Below are 14,643 nucleotides of genomic sequence, written 5' to 3'. Positions count from 1 at the left end.
GTCCCCGCTGTGGATCAGAGAAAGTCAAGGCCGATGTCGAACACGCGCGCCGAATGCGTCAGCGCGCCTACTGCAAGGTAGTCCACACCGGTCACGGCCACATCTCGGGCCCCGTCCAAAGCGAGTCCCCCGCTGGCCTCCAGCTCCGCGCTGCCCCCGGCCGCCCTGACCGCCTCGGTCATGTCGGCGACGCCCATGTTGTCCAGCAGGATCGACGTCGCCCCCGCCGCCAGCGCCTCCTCCACCTGCGCGAGCGTGTCGCACTCGACTTGAACGTGCAGCGACGGGTACACCGCGCGGATCGCCTCGAACGCCCGCGTCACCGAGCCCGCCGCCGCAATGTGGTTGTCCTTGACGAGCGCGGCGTCGCTCAGGCTCATCCGGTGGTTGACGCCGCCGCCGCACCGCACCGCGTACTTCTGGAGGGCGCGCAGGCCCGGCAGCGTCTTGCGGCTGTCGCGGACGCGCGCGCCCGTGCCCTCGATCGCGTCCGCCCAGCGGCGGGTGGCCGTCGCGACGCCCGACAGGTGCGTCAGCAGGTTCAGCGCCGTCCGCTCGGCGCGCAGCAGCGCCCGCGTCGGGCCCTCCGCCGACAGCAGCACCTGGCCCGCCCGCACGCGGTCGCCGTCCGCCGCGCGGAACGTGTACGCGACGTCGAGCAGTTCCAGCACCACCGCGGCGACCGGCAGGCCCGCGACGACGCCGTCCTCGCGGGCCGTGAACTCACCCGCCGCGCGGTCGTCCGGCGTGAAGATCGGCTCGCTGGTGACGTCGGTGCCGCCGTCCTCGGCCAGCGCGGTGCGCACGATCTCCTCGACCTCGGCGGGGTCGAGCCCGGCCTCGGTCAGCCGCTTGTCCAGGTCCGGCGTCATCGCGTCTCCTCGTCTCTGATCGAAGCGTGCCCCTCGAAGTCGGCCGTCAAGCCGTCGCCCGCCCGCCGCACGACGAGGTGCCCGCGCCAGGCGTCATCGGCGTCCGGGTAGTCGTCGCGCCAGTGACTGCCCCGCGTCTCGGCCCGCCGTCGGGCGGCCGCGACGATCGCGGTGGCGACCGTGTGCAGATTCGTCGCCTCCCAAGCGGCGACGTCCCCGGCGGCCCCCTCCTCGGCGCCCCCCGCAGGCGCGACAGGGACCTCCACAGCGGCGCGCGGACTCCCCGCGTCACCGGCGACGCGCCCGTGCGGCCGGGGGGCGAGGTCGGCCAGGGTTTGTTCGGCGGTGTTGAGGCCGTCGGCGTTGCGGAGGACGCCCACGTGGGCGGTCATCGTGGCCTGGATCGTCGCGCGGGCCGTCGCCGGGAGGAGGCGGGGCGGCCGGGTCGGGACGGGCGGGCCGGGTTCGGGCAGGTGGTCGCCGAGGGCCGCCGCGATGCGTTCGGCGAACACCAGGCCCTCCAGGAGGGAGTTGGACGCCAGGCGGTTCGCGCCGTGCACGCCCGTGCAGGCCACCTCGCCGCACGCGAACAGGCCCGGCACCGACGTGCGGCCGTCCAGGTCGGTGCGGACGCCGCCGCTGGCGTAGTGCGCGGCGGGGACGACCGGGATCGGCTCGGTCACCGGGTCGATGCCGTGGAAGCGGCAGGCGGCCAGGATCGTCGGGAAGCGGCGCTCCCACATCGCGGCGCCGAAGTGCCGGGCGTCCAGCAGCATGTGGGACGTTCCGGTCTCGCGCATCCGGGTCATGATGCCCTTGGCGACGATGTCGCGCGGGGCGAGTTCACCGAGTTCGTGGCGGCCCGTCATGAAACGCGCGCCGTCGTGGTCGACCAGGTGGGCGCCCTCGCCCCGAACGGCCTCGGAGATCAGCGGCTGCCGGCCGCGCGCGTCCGGGCCGAGCCACAGCACGGTCGGATGGAACTGGACGAACTCCAGGTCGGCGGCCTCGGCACCCGCGCGCAGCGCCAGCGCGACGCCGTCGCCGGTCGAGACCTCCGGGTTCGTGGTGGCCTGGAAGACCTGGCCGAGCCCGCCGGTCGCCAGCACGACGGCGCGGGCGCGGACGGCGACGGGGGCGGGCGCGTCGGCCATGAGACGCAGCGTGACCCCGGCCGCGCGGCCCCGGGCGTCCAGCAGCAGGTCGAGGACGAGCGCGTGCTCGACCACCTCGACGCCACTGTCCTTCAGCGCCTCCAGCAGCGCGCGGCTGATCTCCGCGCCGGTCGCGTCGCCGCCCGCGTGCGCGATGCGGTGCCGGTGGTGACCGCCCTCGCGCGTCAGCGCGAGGGCGCCCGCCGGGGTGGTGTCGAACGCGGCGCCGAGCGCGATGAGGCGGCGGACGGCGCCGGGGCCTTCGGTGACGAGGGTCTCGACGGCGGACTCGTCACAGAGGCCGACGCCGGCCGTGAGCGTGTCCGCGCGGTGCTCGGCGGGGGTGTCGGCGGGGTCGAGGGCGGCGGCGATGCCGCCCTGCGCCCAGCGCGTCGAGCCCGCGTCCAGCAGCGCCTTGGTGATCAGCAGGACGCGGCCGTGCGCGCGGCAGCGCAGCGCGGCGACCAGCCCGGCGATGCCGGAGCCGATCACGATGATGTCGGTGTCGGGGGTGGGCGACGTCAGCACGCGAGGGATCATGCTTCCCCTCCTCGGGGAGTCCAGTTCTCGTCATTGTGACATTAACCCGGAGCCGGTCATGCGACGACCCCCGCCCGAACGGACGGGGGCCGGTGGCCGCGCTCGACGGTGGACGAGATCGCGTCGCAGGTGCGGATGAACCGGGCGGCCGCGCTCAGTGGTGGACGAGATCGCCCCGGGCGTCCTTCGTCCCGGGGACGGGCTCGGCGGGGTCGGTGCCCAGCGCGATGATCCGGTTGGAGCGGTCGACGTGCACGACGTTCGGCTCGAACGAACGGGCGTCGGCGTCGCTCATCTGCGCGTAGCTGATGATGATCACCAGGTCGCCGGGGGCGACCAGACGCGCCGCCGCGCCGTTGATGCCGATCACGCCGGACCCGCGCTCGCCCGCGATCAGGTACGTCTCCAGTCGGGCGCCGTTGTCGATGTCCACGATGTGGACCTGCTCGCCGGGCAGCAGGTCGGCCGCGTCCATGAGGTCCTGGTCGATCGTCAGCGAGCCGACGTAGTGCAGGTCGGCCTGGGTGACGGTCGCGCGGTGGATCTTGGACTTGAACATGGTCCGGAACATCGGGACTCCTTACGGGGGATGCCGGTCAGGCGGGGAAGCCGAGCGGGAGATTGTCGATGAGGTGGGTGCCGCCGACGCGCCCCGCCACGGCGAGCACGGCCGGGCCGCGGTGCTCCGGGCCGACGTCCGTGAACGTCGCCGGGTCGACCAGGACCAGGTAGTCCCGTTCGAGCGGCGGCTCGGCCGACGCGGCCTCTTGCAGCACGGCGTTCGCCGCCGCCAGGACCGCGTCCGGGCCCTCCGCCACGGCGTCCGCACCGGCCCTGAGCGCCCGTGACAACGCCGTCGCCGTCGCCCGGTCCGCCGCCGACAGGTAGCGGTTCCGGCTCGACAGCGCCAGCCCGTCCGGCTCCCGGACGGTCTGGCCGCCCACGATCTCCACCGGGACGTTCAGGTCGGCGACCATCCGGCGGACGAGGGCGAGCTGCTGGGCGTCCTTCTCCCCGAAGACCGCAAGATCCGGGCGCACCATGTTCAGCAACTTCAGGACAACCGTGAGCATTCCCGCGAAATGCCCCGGACGAGTGATTCCTTCGACGCGCTCCCCCATCGCGCCCGCATTGACCGTGACCTGCGGAGCGTCCGGGTACATGGTCGCGACCGTGGGCGCGAACACGATCGCCACACCCTCTTGCGCGCACACCGCGAGGTCTGCGTCGAACGTCCGGGGGTAACGGTCGAGATCCTCGCCTGGTCCGAACTGAAGGGGATTGACGAAGACACTGACGACGACCGGGCCGCCCTTGCCCGCCCGCCGGATCAACGACCGGTGCCCCTCATGCAGCGCACCCATCGTCGGAACGAACCCAACACGTCCCCGCAAACCAGCACGAGCGACATCCAACTCATCACGAGTCCGCACCACGACCGGCCCCACCACGCCCTCGTCCCGGCCCACACCGGCACCCATTCCGGTGCTCATTCCGCTAGGACGTCGAGTAGGCGCTCGGCGTCCTCCGGCTTGAGGAGGCCCGCCGACAGGGCGCGGTCGGCGGTGAGGCGCGCGAGCGCGACGTAGGCGTTGCGGCTCTCCGGTGAGACGCGGCCCAGCTCGGCGAGGTGGCCCGCGACCGTGCCCGCGTCGCCGCGCGCGACCGGGCCCGTCAGGCCCTCCAGGCCCAGCCGCAGCGCGTTGTCGAGCGCGGCGCCGAGGAGGGGGCCGAGCATGCGGCCGGGTTCGGCGACGCCCGCCCGGCCCAGCAGGTCCATCGACTCCACGACCAGCGTGACCAGGTGGTTCGCGCCGCCCGCGAGCGCCGCATGGTAGAGGGCGCGCCGGTCCTCGGGTATCCAGACGGGCTCGCCGCCCATCTCCAGGACGAGCGCCTCGGCGACCGGGCGCAGCGGTTCGGGCGCCGTGACGCCGAACGAGATGCCGGTGAGGCGGTCGACGTCGTCGGGGCGGCCGGTGAACGTCATCACCGGGTGCACCGCGAGCGGCAGCGCGCCCGCGCGGGTCAGCGGATCGAGGACGGCGGCGCCGTGACGTCCGCTCGTGTGCAGCACCAGCTTGCCCGCGACGTCCGTGCCGGACGCGGCGAGACCGGCGGCCAGGTCGGGCAGGGCGTCGTCGGGGACCGTCAGCAGCACCAGGTCGGCGTGCGCGACGACCACCTGCGGCTCGGCGACGGCGGCGCCGGGCAGCCGCTCCTCGGCGCGGCCCCGGGACGTCTCCGACACGGCGGAGACGGCGACGACGCGGTGCCCGGCGCGGCCGAGCGCGGCGCCGAGCGCCGTGCCGACGCGGCCGGCGCCGACGACCCCGACGGTGAGGCGGGCGGGCCGGTCACGTGGGTCGCCCGCAGGCGCGTCGAACGACAGTGGGGACGAAGGGTCCATCTCGGTTCGTTCCAGTCCTCAAGGTTAGGTACCGGACGTGCGCGTCCCAGCGTACCCGCGCGACGCCGCCCGTCCAGTCACGCGGGCACCCCTGACGCGGTGGTGACGATAGCCGCACCACGCGTCACTCCAGTCTCGGGTAACGCGCCACACTTCACCGATGACACGCCGTGATCGGTTGCGGCCCCAGCGTCACCCTGACTACCTCTGGGGTGCGGCGCCCGGACGGGGCGCCGATGCCCGGGGCGCTCCGCCCCCTGACCGAGATGGAGCACACCGTGATCAGGACCGTCCTCAAGACCGCCGTCGTCACCGCGACCCTCGCGGGCGCCTCCCTCGCCGTCACCGCCCCCGCCTCGGCCGACACCCACTGGGGCGACAACAACAATCACACCCGCGGCGGCAACGCCGTCGTCAACATCATCGGCGGCTACGGCGTGAACTGCGGCTCGGCCTCGGTCGGCGGCCAGTCCACCACCAACTGCAACGGCAACAGCTTCTTCTTCTGGAACAACTGACTCCCTCCCACTCCGCGCCCCCGGCACCACCTCAGCCGGGGGCGCCCCCATACCGCTCCACACCGTTCCCACCGGGCCACACCCACCCGCGACCCGGGCTCGTACCGCCGGTGCCCAGTGACGGCGCCGAGTTCGCGGCGGGCGCACAGCGCGGCGCCGCCCCGGCTCGACGCTTCCTGACAGCTCCCTCCCGGCGGGTTCTAGCGTTGGCCCATGTCCACGCCGCCGCCACGCGTCGAACTCTGCCCGCTCACGCATTCCGCCCAGGACGAGTTCTGCTCGCTCGTGCGGGCCAGTTCCGGACTTCACCACCCATGGATGCGGCTGCCCGCGAACGCGGCGGAGTTCCGCACCTGGATGCGACGCTTCGACTCCGCGAACCTGGGCTTCCTCGTCCGGATGAAGGAGACCGGGGCCGCCGCCGGGATGGTCAACCTCAACACGATCGTCCGGGGCCGGTACCAGGGCGCCTCGCTCGGATACGCGGCGTTCGCGCCCTCCGCCGGACAGGGGTACATGACCGAAGCGGTCGGCCTCGCACTGCACCACGCCTTCACCGAGCTGCGCCTGCACCGGCTGGAGGCCGACATCCAGCCCGAGAACGAAGCGTCCCGTGGGCTGGTCCGGCGGCTGGGTTTCAGCTACGAGGGGCTGTCGCGCGGGTACCTCTACATCGACGGCGACTGGCGCGATCACGAACGCTGGGCCATCAGCGCGCCGCAACCCTGGACGCCCCACCCTTCGCTGCCGACGATCTGAGCCGCCCAACCTCATCGCGCATCGAACGGCGCAGCCCATCACCATGATCCGCGCCCCCGCCAACCTCCCACCCAGAGTCTTAGCCAGCGACTCAGCCGGAGCCTTGGCCGGCCTCGAAGCCAGCGACTTAGCCCGAGTCTTATCCAGCCTCATAGCCAGCGTCTTGGCCCACGCCCCAGCGAATTCTCTGGCCAACGTCTCGGTCAACGCCCTTGCCGACCTCCCTTCCCGCGTTCCAGCCAAGCCCCTGGCCAACGCCCGAAACCACGCCCTAGTCATGGGTCAGCGATTCCACGATGGACGCCTTGGTGGCGCGGCGGGAGGGCAGGAACGAGGCGGCAGTGCCAGCGACGGCGGAGAGGGCTATGAACAGGGCGATCTGCGCGTACGGGACGGCGAAGGCGGCTTCTTCGGTCATGGCGCGGGTGGCCGCCCAGGCGAAGGCGATGCCCAGGACGACGCCGGTCGCGGCGCCGATGACGGCCATGATCAACGCCTCCAGGGAGAGCATGCGGCGGAGTTGGCGTTTGGTCAGCCCCAACGCTCGCAGCAGGGCCGATTCCCGGGTGCGTTCGACCACTGACAGGGTCAGGGTGTTGGCGATGCCGAAAAGCGCGATGAGAATGGCCAGGCCGAGCAGCCCCGCGAAGACCATGAGGATCATGTCGATGGCCTTGTTGAGTTCGGCCTTCATCTCCGCCGACGAACCCAGGATCACGGACGGGTACGGCCTCAGCTCCTTCTCCATCACCGCGCGGGCGGTGTCCTCGTCGGCGCCTTCGGCGACCTTCGCATAGATCCGGGACGGGTCCTGGGGGCCGAAATAGCCGAGGAAGTCGGGCTCGGGAACGACGACGCCGGACAGCGGAGTGTCGCCGCCGAAGACGCCCGCCACCTTCACCTTGGTCTCGGCGCCCTTCTTGCCGCGCAGTGCGATCTCCGAGCCGGTTCGAAGGTTGAGGGACTTCGCCGTCTCCTCGTCCACGATGGCCGTGCCCGAGCGGAAGGCGGCCAGGGAACCCGCGCGGAACTCGGGACGCACCACGGTGCCCCACGCCGACGGCGTGACGGCCGTGACGGTCCGCTCCTCGCCCGCGATCCGGGTCTCGTGCCACCGGTGCTCGGTGACGGCGTCGAGTTCGGGTCGGGCGCGCAACGCGGTGGCGAGAGCGTGCGGGACGCGGGCCGTGTCCGAATCGCGGCCGAGCTGGGCGGAGACCTGGAAGTCGACGGGGAACTGGTCGGCGAGGCGGCGGTCGGTCTGCTCCTTGCTGCTCGCGGCGATGACGGCGAACAGGCTCATCAGCCCGACGCCGACCGTCAGCGCGATGGTCGTCGTCGCGGTGCGGCGCGGCGAGCGGCGGGCGTTCGCGACGGCCAGCCGCCCCGGGACGCCCCCGAACCGGGCGGGGACGGCCCCGGCGACGCGGCCGAGCGGGCCCACCAGCACGGGCATCAGCGCCAGGACCCCCAGGAACAGGACCGTGCCGCCCAACGCCACCGAGAAGAGCGCCACTTGGCCCTTCTCCAGGAAACCCGCCGCGAACACCGTGATCGCGAGGCCACCGACGCCGAACAGGGCGGTGACGCCCAATCGGAGCGGGCCGGGACGGAAGCGGCCGCCACCGGGCTCCTGCTCGGCGCGCAACGCGGCGACCGGCGCGACGCGCGTCGCGGCCCGCGCGGGCAGGACCGCCGCGCCGACCGTCACGACGATGCCGACGAACAGGGCGAGCGCGATCGTCAGCGGTGTCAGCACGACACCGGCCGAGGGCAGCCCCGCGCCCGCCGCGTTGATCGCCGCGAGCGCGCCCAGGCCCAGCAGCGCACCGGCGGCCAGGCCGAGCAGCGACCCCACGAGGCCCACGACGACCGCCTCGGCGAGCACGCCGCGGAAGACCTGGCGGCGGGTGGCGCCGACGCAGCGCAGCAGCGCCATCTCACGCATCCGCTGGGTGATCAGGATCGAGAACGTGTTGTAGATGACGAGCGCCGACACCAGCATCGCCACGAACGCGAACAGCAGCAGCCCGGTGCGGATGACGTCGGCGTCCGCTCCGTTCTCCCGCGTCAGCTCGGCGGCGAGCGCGTCGCCGCTCAGGACGCGGTTCGCGGCGCCGGCCGCCGTGGTGAGCGCGGCGGCGTCGGCGCCGAGGACGTCGACCTCGGTGAAGCCCTTGGCGCCCGTCATGCGCCGCGCGGTGGCGGGGTCGAAGCCGACGGCGCCCTGGAAGTTGGCGTCGGGGTCGATGCCGACGTCGATGAGGCCGGTCACGGTGAACCGGTGCGGACGGTCGGCGGGATCGAGGACGGTGACGGTGTCGCCGACGGCGAAGCCGTGCCGGGACGCCGTCCGCTGATCGAGGACGACGTCGCTCGGACCGTGCGGCACCCGGCCCCGCCGCACGTCATAGCGCAGCAGCGGCCCCTGCGGCACCGAGAGGCCGACCGTGGGGAAGTCGCCGACGGCGCGCCCGTCGCGGCCGAGGAGCGGGGCGTCGCCCTTCACCATGCCGTGCACGGCGGTCACGCCGGGGACGCGGCGGATCGCGTCGAGCGTCTGCGGCGTGACGGGTTCGTCCGCCTCGCGGGGCAGGACGGCGGCGTCGACCTTGTCGGCCGACTTGGCGAAGGTCACGGCGACGCCGCGGTCGACCGAGTCGGTGAGGACGAAGGTGCCGACGATGAAGCCGACGCCGAGCGTGATCGCGAGCGTGCTCAGGAGCAGCCGCACCTTGTGGGCGAGGAGACCCGCGAGGGTGGTCCGGAGCACGGGTCAGCCCTCCAGCGCGGCGAGGCGGTCGAGGACGGACGCGGGCACGGGATCGAAGAGCTCGTCGACGATGCGGCCGTCGCGCAGGAAGACGACACGGTCGGCGTAGGACGCGGCCACGGGGTCGTGCGTGACCATGACGATCGTCTGGCCGAGTTCGCGGACCGACGCGCGCAGGAACCCGAGGACCTCGGCGCCCGCCCGGGAGTCGAGATTGCCGGTGGGCTCGTCGGCGAAGATCACCTCGGGCCGCGCGACAAGCGCCCGCGCGCAGGCGACGCGTTGCTGCTGCCCGCCGGACAGTTCGGCGGGCCGGTGCCGCAGCCGGTCGCGCAGCCCGACCGTGGCGACGACCTGGTCGAACCAGGCCCGGTCGACGCGGCGGCCGGCGAGGTCGAGCGGGAGCAGGATGTTCTGCTCGGCGGTCAGCGTGGGCAGCAGGTTGAACGCCTGGAAGACGAACCCGGCCCGCTCGCGCCGCAGCAGCGTGAGGCGGCGGTCGTTCAACGCGCCGATGTCGGTCTCACCGAGGAACACGCGGCCGCCGCTGACGACGTCGAGCCCGGCGAGGCAGTGCAGCAACGTCGACTTCCCCGAACCCGAAGGCCCCATGATCGCCGTGAAGGCCCCGGCGTCGAAGGCGACGTCGACCCCGCGCAGCGCGTGGACCGCGGCGTCACCCGTCCCGTAGACCTTGGACACTCCCTCGGCCCGGACGGCGGGCGCGGCGGTGCCGACGCCCCCGTGGGTCTGCGGCGCGGACGTACTGGTCACGATGGCTCCTAGCGACGAGAAAACCGAACACGCCCCACGCTAGAAATTCCCCGGCCCCCCGCCATCGGCCGCGCGGCCACCGTTTCCCTGGTCCCCTGGTCGGTCTCCACGCCCCGGCTCCACCGAAAGTCTGATGCCCTTCACCGACTTCCGACGGTGATCCAGGCCGAAGCCGTGCTCGGGCGGGCGGCTGGGAGGCCGCAGTCTTCTCCCTGCTGCCTTCCACTCCTGGTGCGGGGTGTGCTTCTCGCCGCGCTTACCGTCGGCCGCGCTGACCGCGTTCGGATCAGAGGACCGGGTCGGGGCGGCCGCTCTTGATCAGGCCCGTCTCGTAGGCGAAGACGACGACCTGGACGCGGTCGCGGAGACCGAGCTTCATCAGGATCTGGCTGAGGTGGGACTTCACGGTGGCCTCAGCGAGGTGCAGGCGGCGGGCCACCTCGGCGTTGGACAGGCCGCGCGCCACGAGCAGCATCACCTGGCGTTCACGATCGGTCAGCGACTTGACCTCGGTCTGCGCGCGGGCGACCTCCGCGTCGGGCAGGTGGACGGCGAACCGGTCGAGCAGGCGGCGCGTCGTGGACGGCGCCACGACCGCGTCGCCCGAGCCGACCGCGCGGATCGCCTCGACGAGCTGCGCCGGGCCCGCGTCCTTGAGCAGGAACCCGGAGGCGCCCGCCTTGATCGCCGTGAACGCGTACTCGTCGAGGTCGAACGTGGTGAGGATGATGACCTTCGGGCCGCCCCGCGCGACGATGCGGCGGGTCGCCTCCAGGCCGTCCATGCGGGGCATCCGCACGTCCATCAGGACGACGTCGGCGGGGGCGGCGTCCAGCAGTTCGAGCGCGCGGACGCCGTCGCCGGCCTCGCCGACGACGGAGATGTCCTCCTGCGCGTCGAGCACCATTGTGAAGCCCGCGCGCACCAGCTCCTGGTCGTCCACCAGCAGTACCCGGATCATGGTGTTCCGTCCTGCCCGTCGTCCGTGTTCACGGCGCGCTCTCCTCCCGTACCGGTATGCGCGCCGCGACCTCGAACCCGCCGCCGGAGCGGGGCGCGGCGCGCACCTCGCCCCCGTAGACCGCGACACGCTCCCGCATGCCGGGCAACCCGTGACCGCGACCGTCGTCGTTCGCGGCGGCGCCGCGGCCGTCGTCGCTGACGAGGATCTCGACGGCGTCGGCCGCGTAGCGGAGCCGGACGCGCGCGGCGGCGGACGGACCGGCGTGCTTCAGCGTATTGGTCAGTGCCTCCTGGACGACGCGGTACACGGTGAGCTGGCGGCCCTGCGACATCGCCGGGGGGTCGCCACCGACCTCCAGCTCGACCGGCAGCCCCGCCTCGCGGACGGAGCCGACCAGCTCCCCGAGCTGGCCGAGGCCGGGCTGCGGCCGGGTGCCGGCGGAGGCGTCGTCCTCGCGCAGGACGCCGAGCAGCCGCCGCATCTCGGTGAGCGCGAGCCGTCCCGTGTCGGAGATGGCGCCGAGCGCCTGCCGTGCGCGGCCGGGGTCGGTGTCGAGGGCGTAGGCGGCGCCGTCGGCCTGGACGACGATGACGCTGACGTTGTGCGCGACGACGTCGTGCAGCTCGCGGGCGATGCGGGCGCGTTCGGCGGAGCGGGCCATGCTGACCTCGGCGTCGCGTTCGCGTTCGAGGCGGGCCGCGCGGTCTTCCACGGACCGCAGGTACTCGCGGCGGGTGCGCATGTAGACGCCGAGTATCCACACGCCGAAGACCACGGCGCTCACGGTGAGCAGGCCCTGGGCGAAGTGCGACCAGTCGACGCGGGTCATGCGGACGGCCAGCAGGACGGCGCCGAACTGCGCGGTGAGCACGGACGCGACGCCCCAGTTCGGTGAGCTGTACGCCGTCACGGTGTAGAGCGCGACGAGCAGCGACAGATCGGCCGGAAAGCTCAGGAACCCGGCGCACCACTGGGTGAAGCCGACGAGCGCCAGGACGGCGAACACCGCGCGCGGCCACCGCCGCCGCCATGCCAGCGGCACCGTGAGCGCGACCGTGAACGCCAGGTACACCGGGAGCGAGGGCGCGCGCGCCAGCGAGCCGTCGGCGACGAACGGCGTCTGCAACAACCCGAGCAACAGGATGGGCGCGGCGAACGCGGCGTCGACCAGCGTGCGCCGGCCGCGCCACCACTCCCAGAGCCCTGTCGCCATGACACGAGCCTAGGTTCTCCCAGCTCAGCCCGGCATCGGCCGCACGGACGAACACCTCAGCCGCAGGGATGACTACTTCCGGCGGAGGGCACGCGGCGGCGTGGCGCGGTAACGTCGCAGCGTGACGGCGTGGGAGAACTGGCGTGCCGCGATGGAGCGGGCGCTGTACGGCGAAGGCGGGTTCTACCGGCGGGGCGAGCGGCCCGCCGAGCACTTCCGCACGTCCGTGCACGCCTCACCGAGGTTCGCGCGGGCGCTGGCGCCGCTCGTGCTCGACGTGGACGCCGCGCTCGGCCGCCCGGAACGCCTCGACGTGGTGGACGTCGGGGCCGGGTCCGGTGAGCTGCTGGTCAACCTGCTCGCGGCCCTTCCCGGCGACGTCGCCGCGCGCGTCGCGCCGGTGGCGGTGGAGGTCGCGCCGCGTCCCGGCGCCGTCCCGGACGGCATCGCCTGGCGCGCGGAACTGCCGCCGCGCGTGACGGGCGTCGTGCTGGCGAACGAGTGGCTGGACAACATCCCGCTCGACGTGGTGGAGCTGACCCCGGCCGGGCCCCGCACCGTCCTGGTCGACGCGGTGACGGGCGCCGAACGGCTCGGGCCCGAGCCGTCCGAACCCGACCTCGACTGGCTGCGCCGGTGGTGGCCGCTGCGCGAACCGGGCGACCGCGCCGAGATCGGACGTCCCCGCTGCGCGGCGTGGGCGAGCGTCATCGAACGGCTCGACCGGGGGCTCGCGCTCGCCGTCGACTACGCGCACGCCGCCGACGCCCGCCCGCCGTACGGCACGCTCACCGGGTACCGCGACGGCGCCACCGTCCCGGCCGTCCCGGACGGCTCCTGCGACGTCACCGCGCACGTCGCGCTCGACGCCTGCTCCGTCGCGGGCGAGCGCGCGGGCGCCACGGACGGCGTCCTGACCACCCAGCGCGAAGCCCTGCGCGCGCTCGGCCTGTCCGGCGCCCGGCCCTCTCTCGACCTCGCGGGCACCGACCCGCGCGGCTACCTCGCCGCGCTCTGCTCCGCCGGCGAGGACGCCGAACTCACCGACCCCAGCGGCCTGGGCGGCTTCGGCTGGCTCGCCCAGACCGTCGACGTCCCGCTACCGGCCGTCCTGCGCCCGGCGGTCACCGTGTAGCCCGCCCGTCGCCGCGCGGGACATGGCCGCTTCGGGTCGCGAGGCGAAACGCACGACTCCGCTCAGCGGCTCAGGCCGTGGCGTTGAAGACACGCAGGCCAGAGCCCGGCTTCCGCTTCGCGGGCCTGAGCCGACCGCTGGTCGGCTCAGGCCGTGGGCTTGAAGGGTTGGGGCCACGTAGGACAGAGCCTGCCCTGCTCCGCGAGCCTGAGTGCGTACGACCGCTGGTCGGCTCAGGCCGCGGCCTTCAAGTACTGGGGGCCGCGCGGGACAGTGCCTGGCTCCGTTTCGCGGGCCTGGCCGCTGGTCGGGTCAGGTTGTGACGTCGAGGGACTGGAGGCCGCGAAGGACGTAGCCGGGCTTCCATTCGGGGGGCCGGGTCAGGGTGAGGCCGGGGGCCAGGCGCAGGACGGCGCTCATCGACTCGGCCAGTTCGATGCGGGCGAGCGGTGCCCCGAGGCAGTAGTGGACGCCGAGGCCGAACGTGATGTGCGGGTTGGGGTCGCGGGCGAGGTCGAGGCGGTCGGGGTCGGCGAAGACGGCCGGGTCGCGGTTCGCGGCGGCGAACTGGAGCGCGATCTCGGCGCCGCGCGGGATCGTCGCGCCGGCGACGGTGACGTCCTCCAGCACCCACCGCTCGAACATCGGCGCCGGGGTGTCGTACCGCATCAGTTCCTCGACGGCGGTGGGGATGAGGGCGTGGTCGGCGCGCAGGCGGGCCAGCTCGCCGGGGTTGCGGAACAACGCCCACCAGCCGTTGCCGGTGGCGTTGACGGTCGCCTCGTGCCCGGCGTTGAGCAGCAGGACGCAGGTGCCGATCAACTCGTCCTCGGTGAGCCGGTCGCCGTCGTCGACGACCTGCGCGAGCGCGCTGACGAGGTCGTCGCGGGGTTCGGCGCGGCGGGCGCGGGCCAGGCCGCGCAGGTAGTCGGAGAACTCGGCGGCGGCGCGGGCGGCGGTGTGCTGCACCTCCTCCGACGGGTTCAGCTCGTACATGGCGCAGATGTCGGCCGACCAGGGCCGCAGCAGCGCCCGGTCGGACGCGGGAACGCCGAGCATCTCGGCGATGACGTTGACGGGCAGCGGCTCGGCGAGGTCGGCCAGCAGGTCACCGCCGCCGCGCGCGACCAGGCCGCCGACCAGTTCCTCGGCCAGCGAGCGGATCATGGGCCGCAGCGCCTCGACGCGCCGCGCCGTGAACGCCTTGGACACCAGCCGCCGCAGCCGCGTATGCGCGGGCGGCTCCACGTCGAGCATCCCGGCGCGGACCATGTCCCAGAACGGACGCAGGAAGTCCGGCTCGGCCGTCTGCCCGAACTCCTCGTGCGTCGCGACGTGCAGGTACGACCGGCCGAGCCGCCGGTCGCGCAGCAGCGCGTCCACGTCGGCGTAGCGGCTGACGACCCACTGCCCGGTGGCGTCGTCGTAGAAGGCGGGCCGCTCGTCGCGGAGCCGGGCGAGCACCGGATAGGGGTCGGTCACAAAGGCACGGGAGGTCGGGTCATAACCGGTCATGCGGTGACTTTATGCG

At 73.5% G+C, this 14,643-nt stretch carries 13 protein-coding genes; 3 read left to right on the top strand and 10 right to left on the bottom strand.

Annotated features, from left to right (window positions below):
• Positions 1–14: 14 nt before the first annotated feature.
• The 5 genes from nadC to C229_RS0108515 form a co-directional block, all read right to left on the bottom strand.
• A complete protein-coding gene (gene nadC, locus C229_RS36045; RefSeq protein ID WP_018654653.1) occupies positions 15–872 on the bottom strand; it encodes a carboxylating nicotinate-nucleotide diphosphorylase in 858 nt (285 codons plus the stop codon).
• Complete coding sequence (locus C229_RS29965; protein ID WP_081639769.1) at positions 869–2,566, bottom strand: L-aspartate oxidase; 1,698 nt, start codon at positions 2,564–2,566, stop codon at positions 869–871. Before C229_RS29965 ends, nadC begins: the two co-directional genes overlap by 4 nt.
• 154 nt (positions 2,567–2,720) lie before the next feature.
• Positions 2,721–3,137: an aspartate 1-decarboxylase gene (gene panD / locus C229_RS0108525; protein WP_018654651.1), complete on the bottom strand. Its 417-nt coding sequence runs from the start codon at positions 3,135–3,137 to the stop codon at positions 2,721–2,723.
• A 25-nt stretch (positions 3,138–3,162) separates the two neighbouring features.
• On the bottom strand, positions 3,163–4,047 hold the full coding sequence (panC, locus tag C229_RS0108520) for a pantoate--beta-alanine ligase (RefSeq protein WP_018654650.1): 885 nt from the start codon (positions 4,045–4,047) through the stop codon (positions 3,163–3,165).
• 8 nt (positions 4,048–4,055) lie between these two features.
• Positions 4,056–4,976 (bottom strand): Rossmann-like and DUF2520 domain-containing protein, encoded by a 921-nt coding sequence (locus C229_RS0108515; protein WP_018654649.1) that lies wholly within the window; start codon positions 4,974–4,976, stop codon positions 4,056–4,058.
• 278 nt (positions 4,977–5,254) lie between these two features.
• Here C229_RS0108515 and C229_RS0108510 point away from each other — a divergent pair, with 278 nt between their 5' ends.
• Positions 5,255–5,494 carry a hypothetical protein gene (locus C229_RS0108510; RefSeq protein ID WP_155884652.1) on the top strand — a complete coding sequence of 80 codons (240 nt, stop codon included), beginning with the start codon at positions 5,255–5,257 and terminating at the stop codon, positions 5,492–5,494.
• A 213-nt stretch (positions 5,495–5,707) separates the two neighbouring features.
• Positions 5,708–6,253, top strand: a complete 546-nt coding sequence (locus C229_RS0108505; RefSeq protein ID WP_026313582.1) for a GNAT family N-acetyltransferase — start codon at positions 5,708–5,710, stop codon at positions 6,251–6,253.
• A gap of 271 nt (positions 6,254–6,524) precedes the next feature.
• On the opposite strand, the gene C229_RS0108500 is transcribed toward C229_RS0108505, so the two are convergent.
• The 4 genes from C229_RS0108500 to C229_RS0108485 all read right to left on the bottom strand — a co-directional run bounded on the left by C229_RS0108500 (position 6,525) and on the right by C229_RS0108485 (position 11,977).
• Positions 6,525–9,026 carry an ABC transporter permease gene (locus tag C229_RS0108500; RefSeq protein WP_018654646.1) on the bottom strand — a complete coding sequence of 834 codons (2,502 nt, stop codon included), beginning with the start codon at positions 9,024–9,026 and terminating at the stop codon, positions 6,525–6,527.
• 3 nt (positions 9,027–9,029) lie between these two features.
• Positions 9,030–9,800, bottom strand: a complete 771-nt coding sequence (locus tag C229_RS0108495) for an ABC transporter ATP-binding protein (RefSeq protein ID WP_018654645.1) — start codon at positions 9,798–9,800, stop codon at positions 9,030–9,032.
• Positions 9,801–10,086: 286 nt separating this feature from the next.
• Positions 10,087–10,761: a response regulator gene (locus C229_RS0108490; protein WP_018654644.1), complete on the bottom strand. Its 675-nt coding sequence runs from the start codon at positions 10,759–10,761 to the stop codon at positions 10,087–10,089.
• 28 nt (positions 10,762–10,789) lie between these two features.
• Positions 10,790–11,977 carry a sensor histidine kinase gene (locus C229_RS0108485; RefSeq protein ID WP_018654643.1) on the bottom strand — a complete coding sequence of 396 codons (1,188 nt, stop codon included), beginning with the start codon at positions 11,975–11,977 and terminating at the stop codon, positions 10,790–10,792.
• A gap of 121 nt (positions 11,978–12,098) precedes the next feature.
• On the opposite strand from C229_RS0108485, the gene C229_RS0108480 reads away from it, so the two are divergent.
• The gene (locus C229_RS0108480) at positions 12,099–13,112 is read left to right on the top strand and encodes an SAM-dependent methyltransferase (RefSeq protein ID WP_018654642.1); all 1,014 of its coding nucleotides are present in this window, start codon (positions 12,099–12,101) and stop codon (positions 13,110–13,112) included.
• A gap of 312 nt (positions 13,113–13,424) precedes the next feature.
• Here the strand turns inward: C229_RS0108480 and C229_RS0108475 are convergent, their stop codons facing one another.
• Positions 13,425–14,627: a cytochrome P450 gene (locus C229_RS0108475; protein WP_026313580.1), complete on the bottom strand. Its 1,203-nt coding sequence runs from the start codon at positions 14,625–14,627 to the stop codon at positions 13,425–13,427.
• Positions 14,628–14,643 lie beyond the last annotated feature (16 nt).

The sequence above is a fragment of the Actinomadura flavalba DSM 45200 genome (assembly GCF_000374305.1).
GTDB lineage: Bacteria > Actinomycetota > Actinomycetes > Streptosporangiales > Streptosporangiaceae > Spirillospora > Spirillospora flavalba.
Note: the sequence above shows the minus strand (reverse complement) of the source record. Positions and strands in the feature narration are given on the sequence as shown.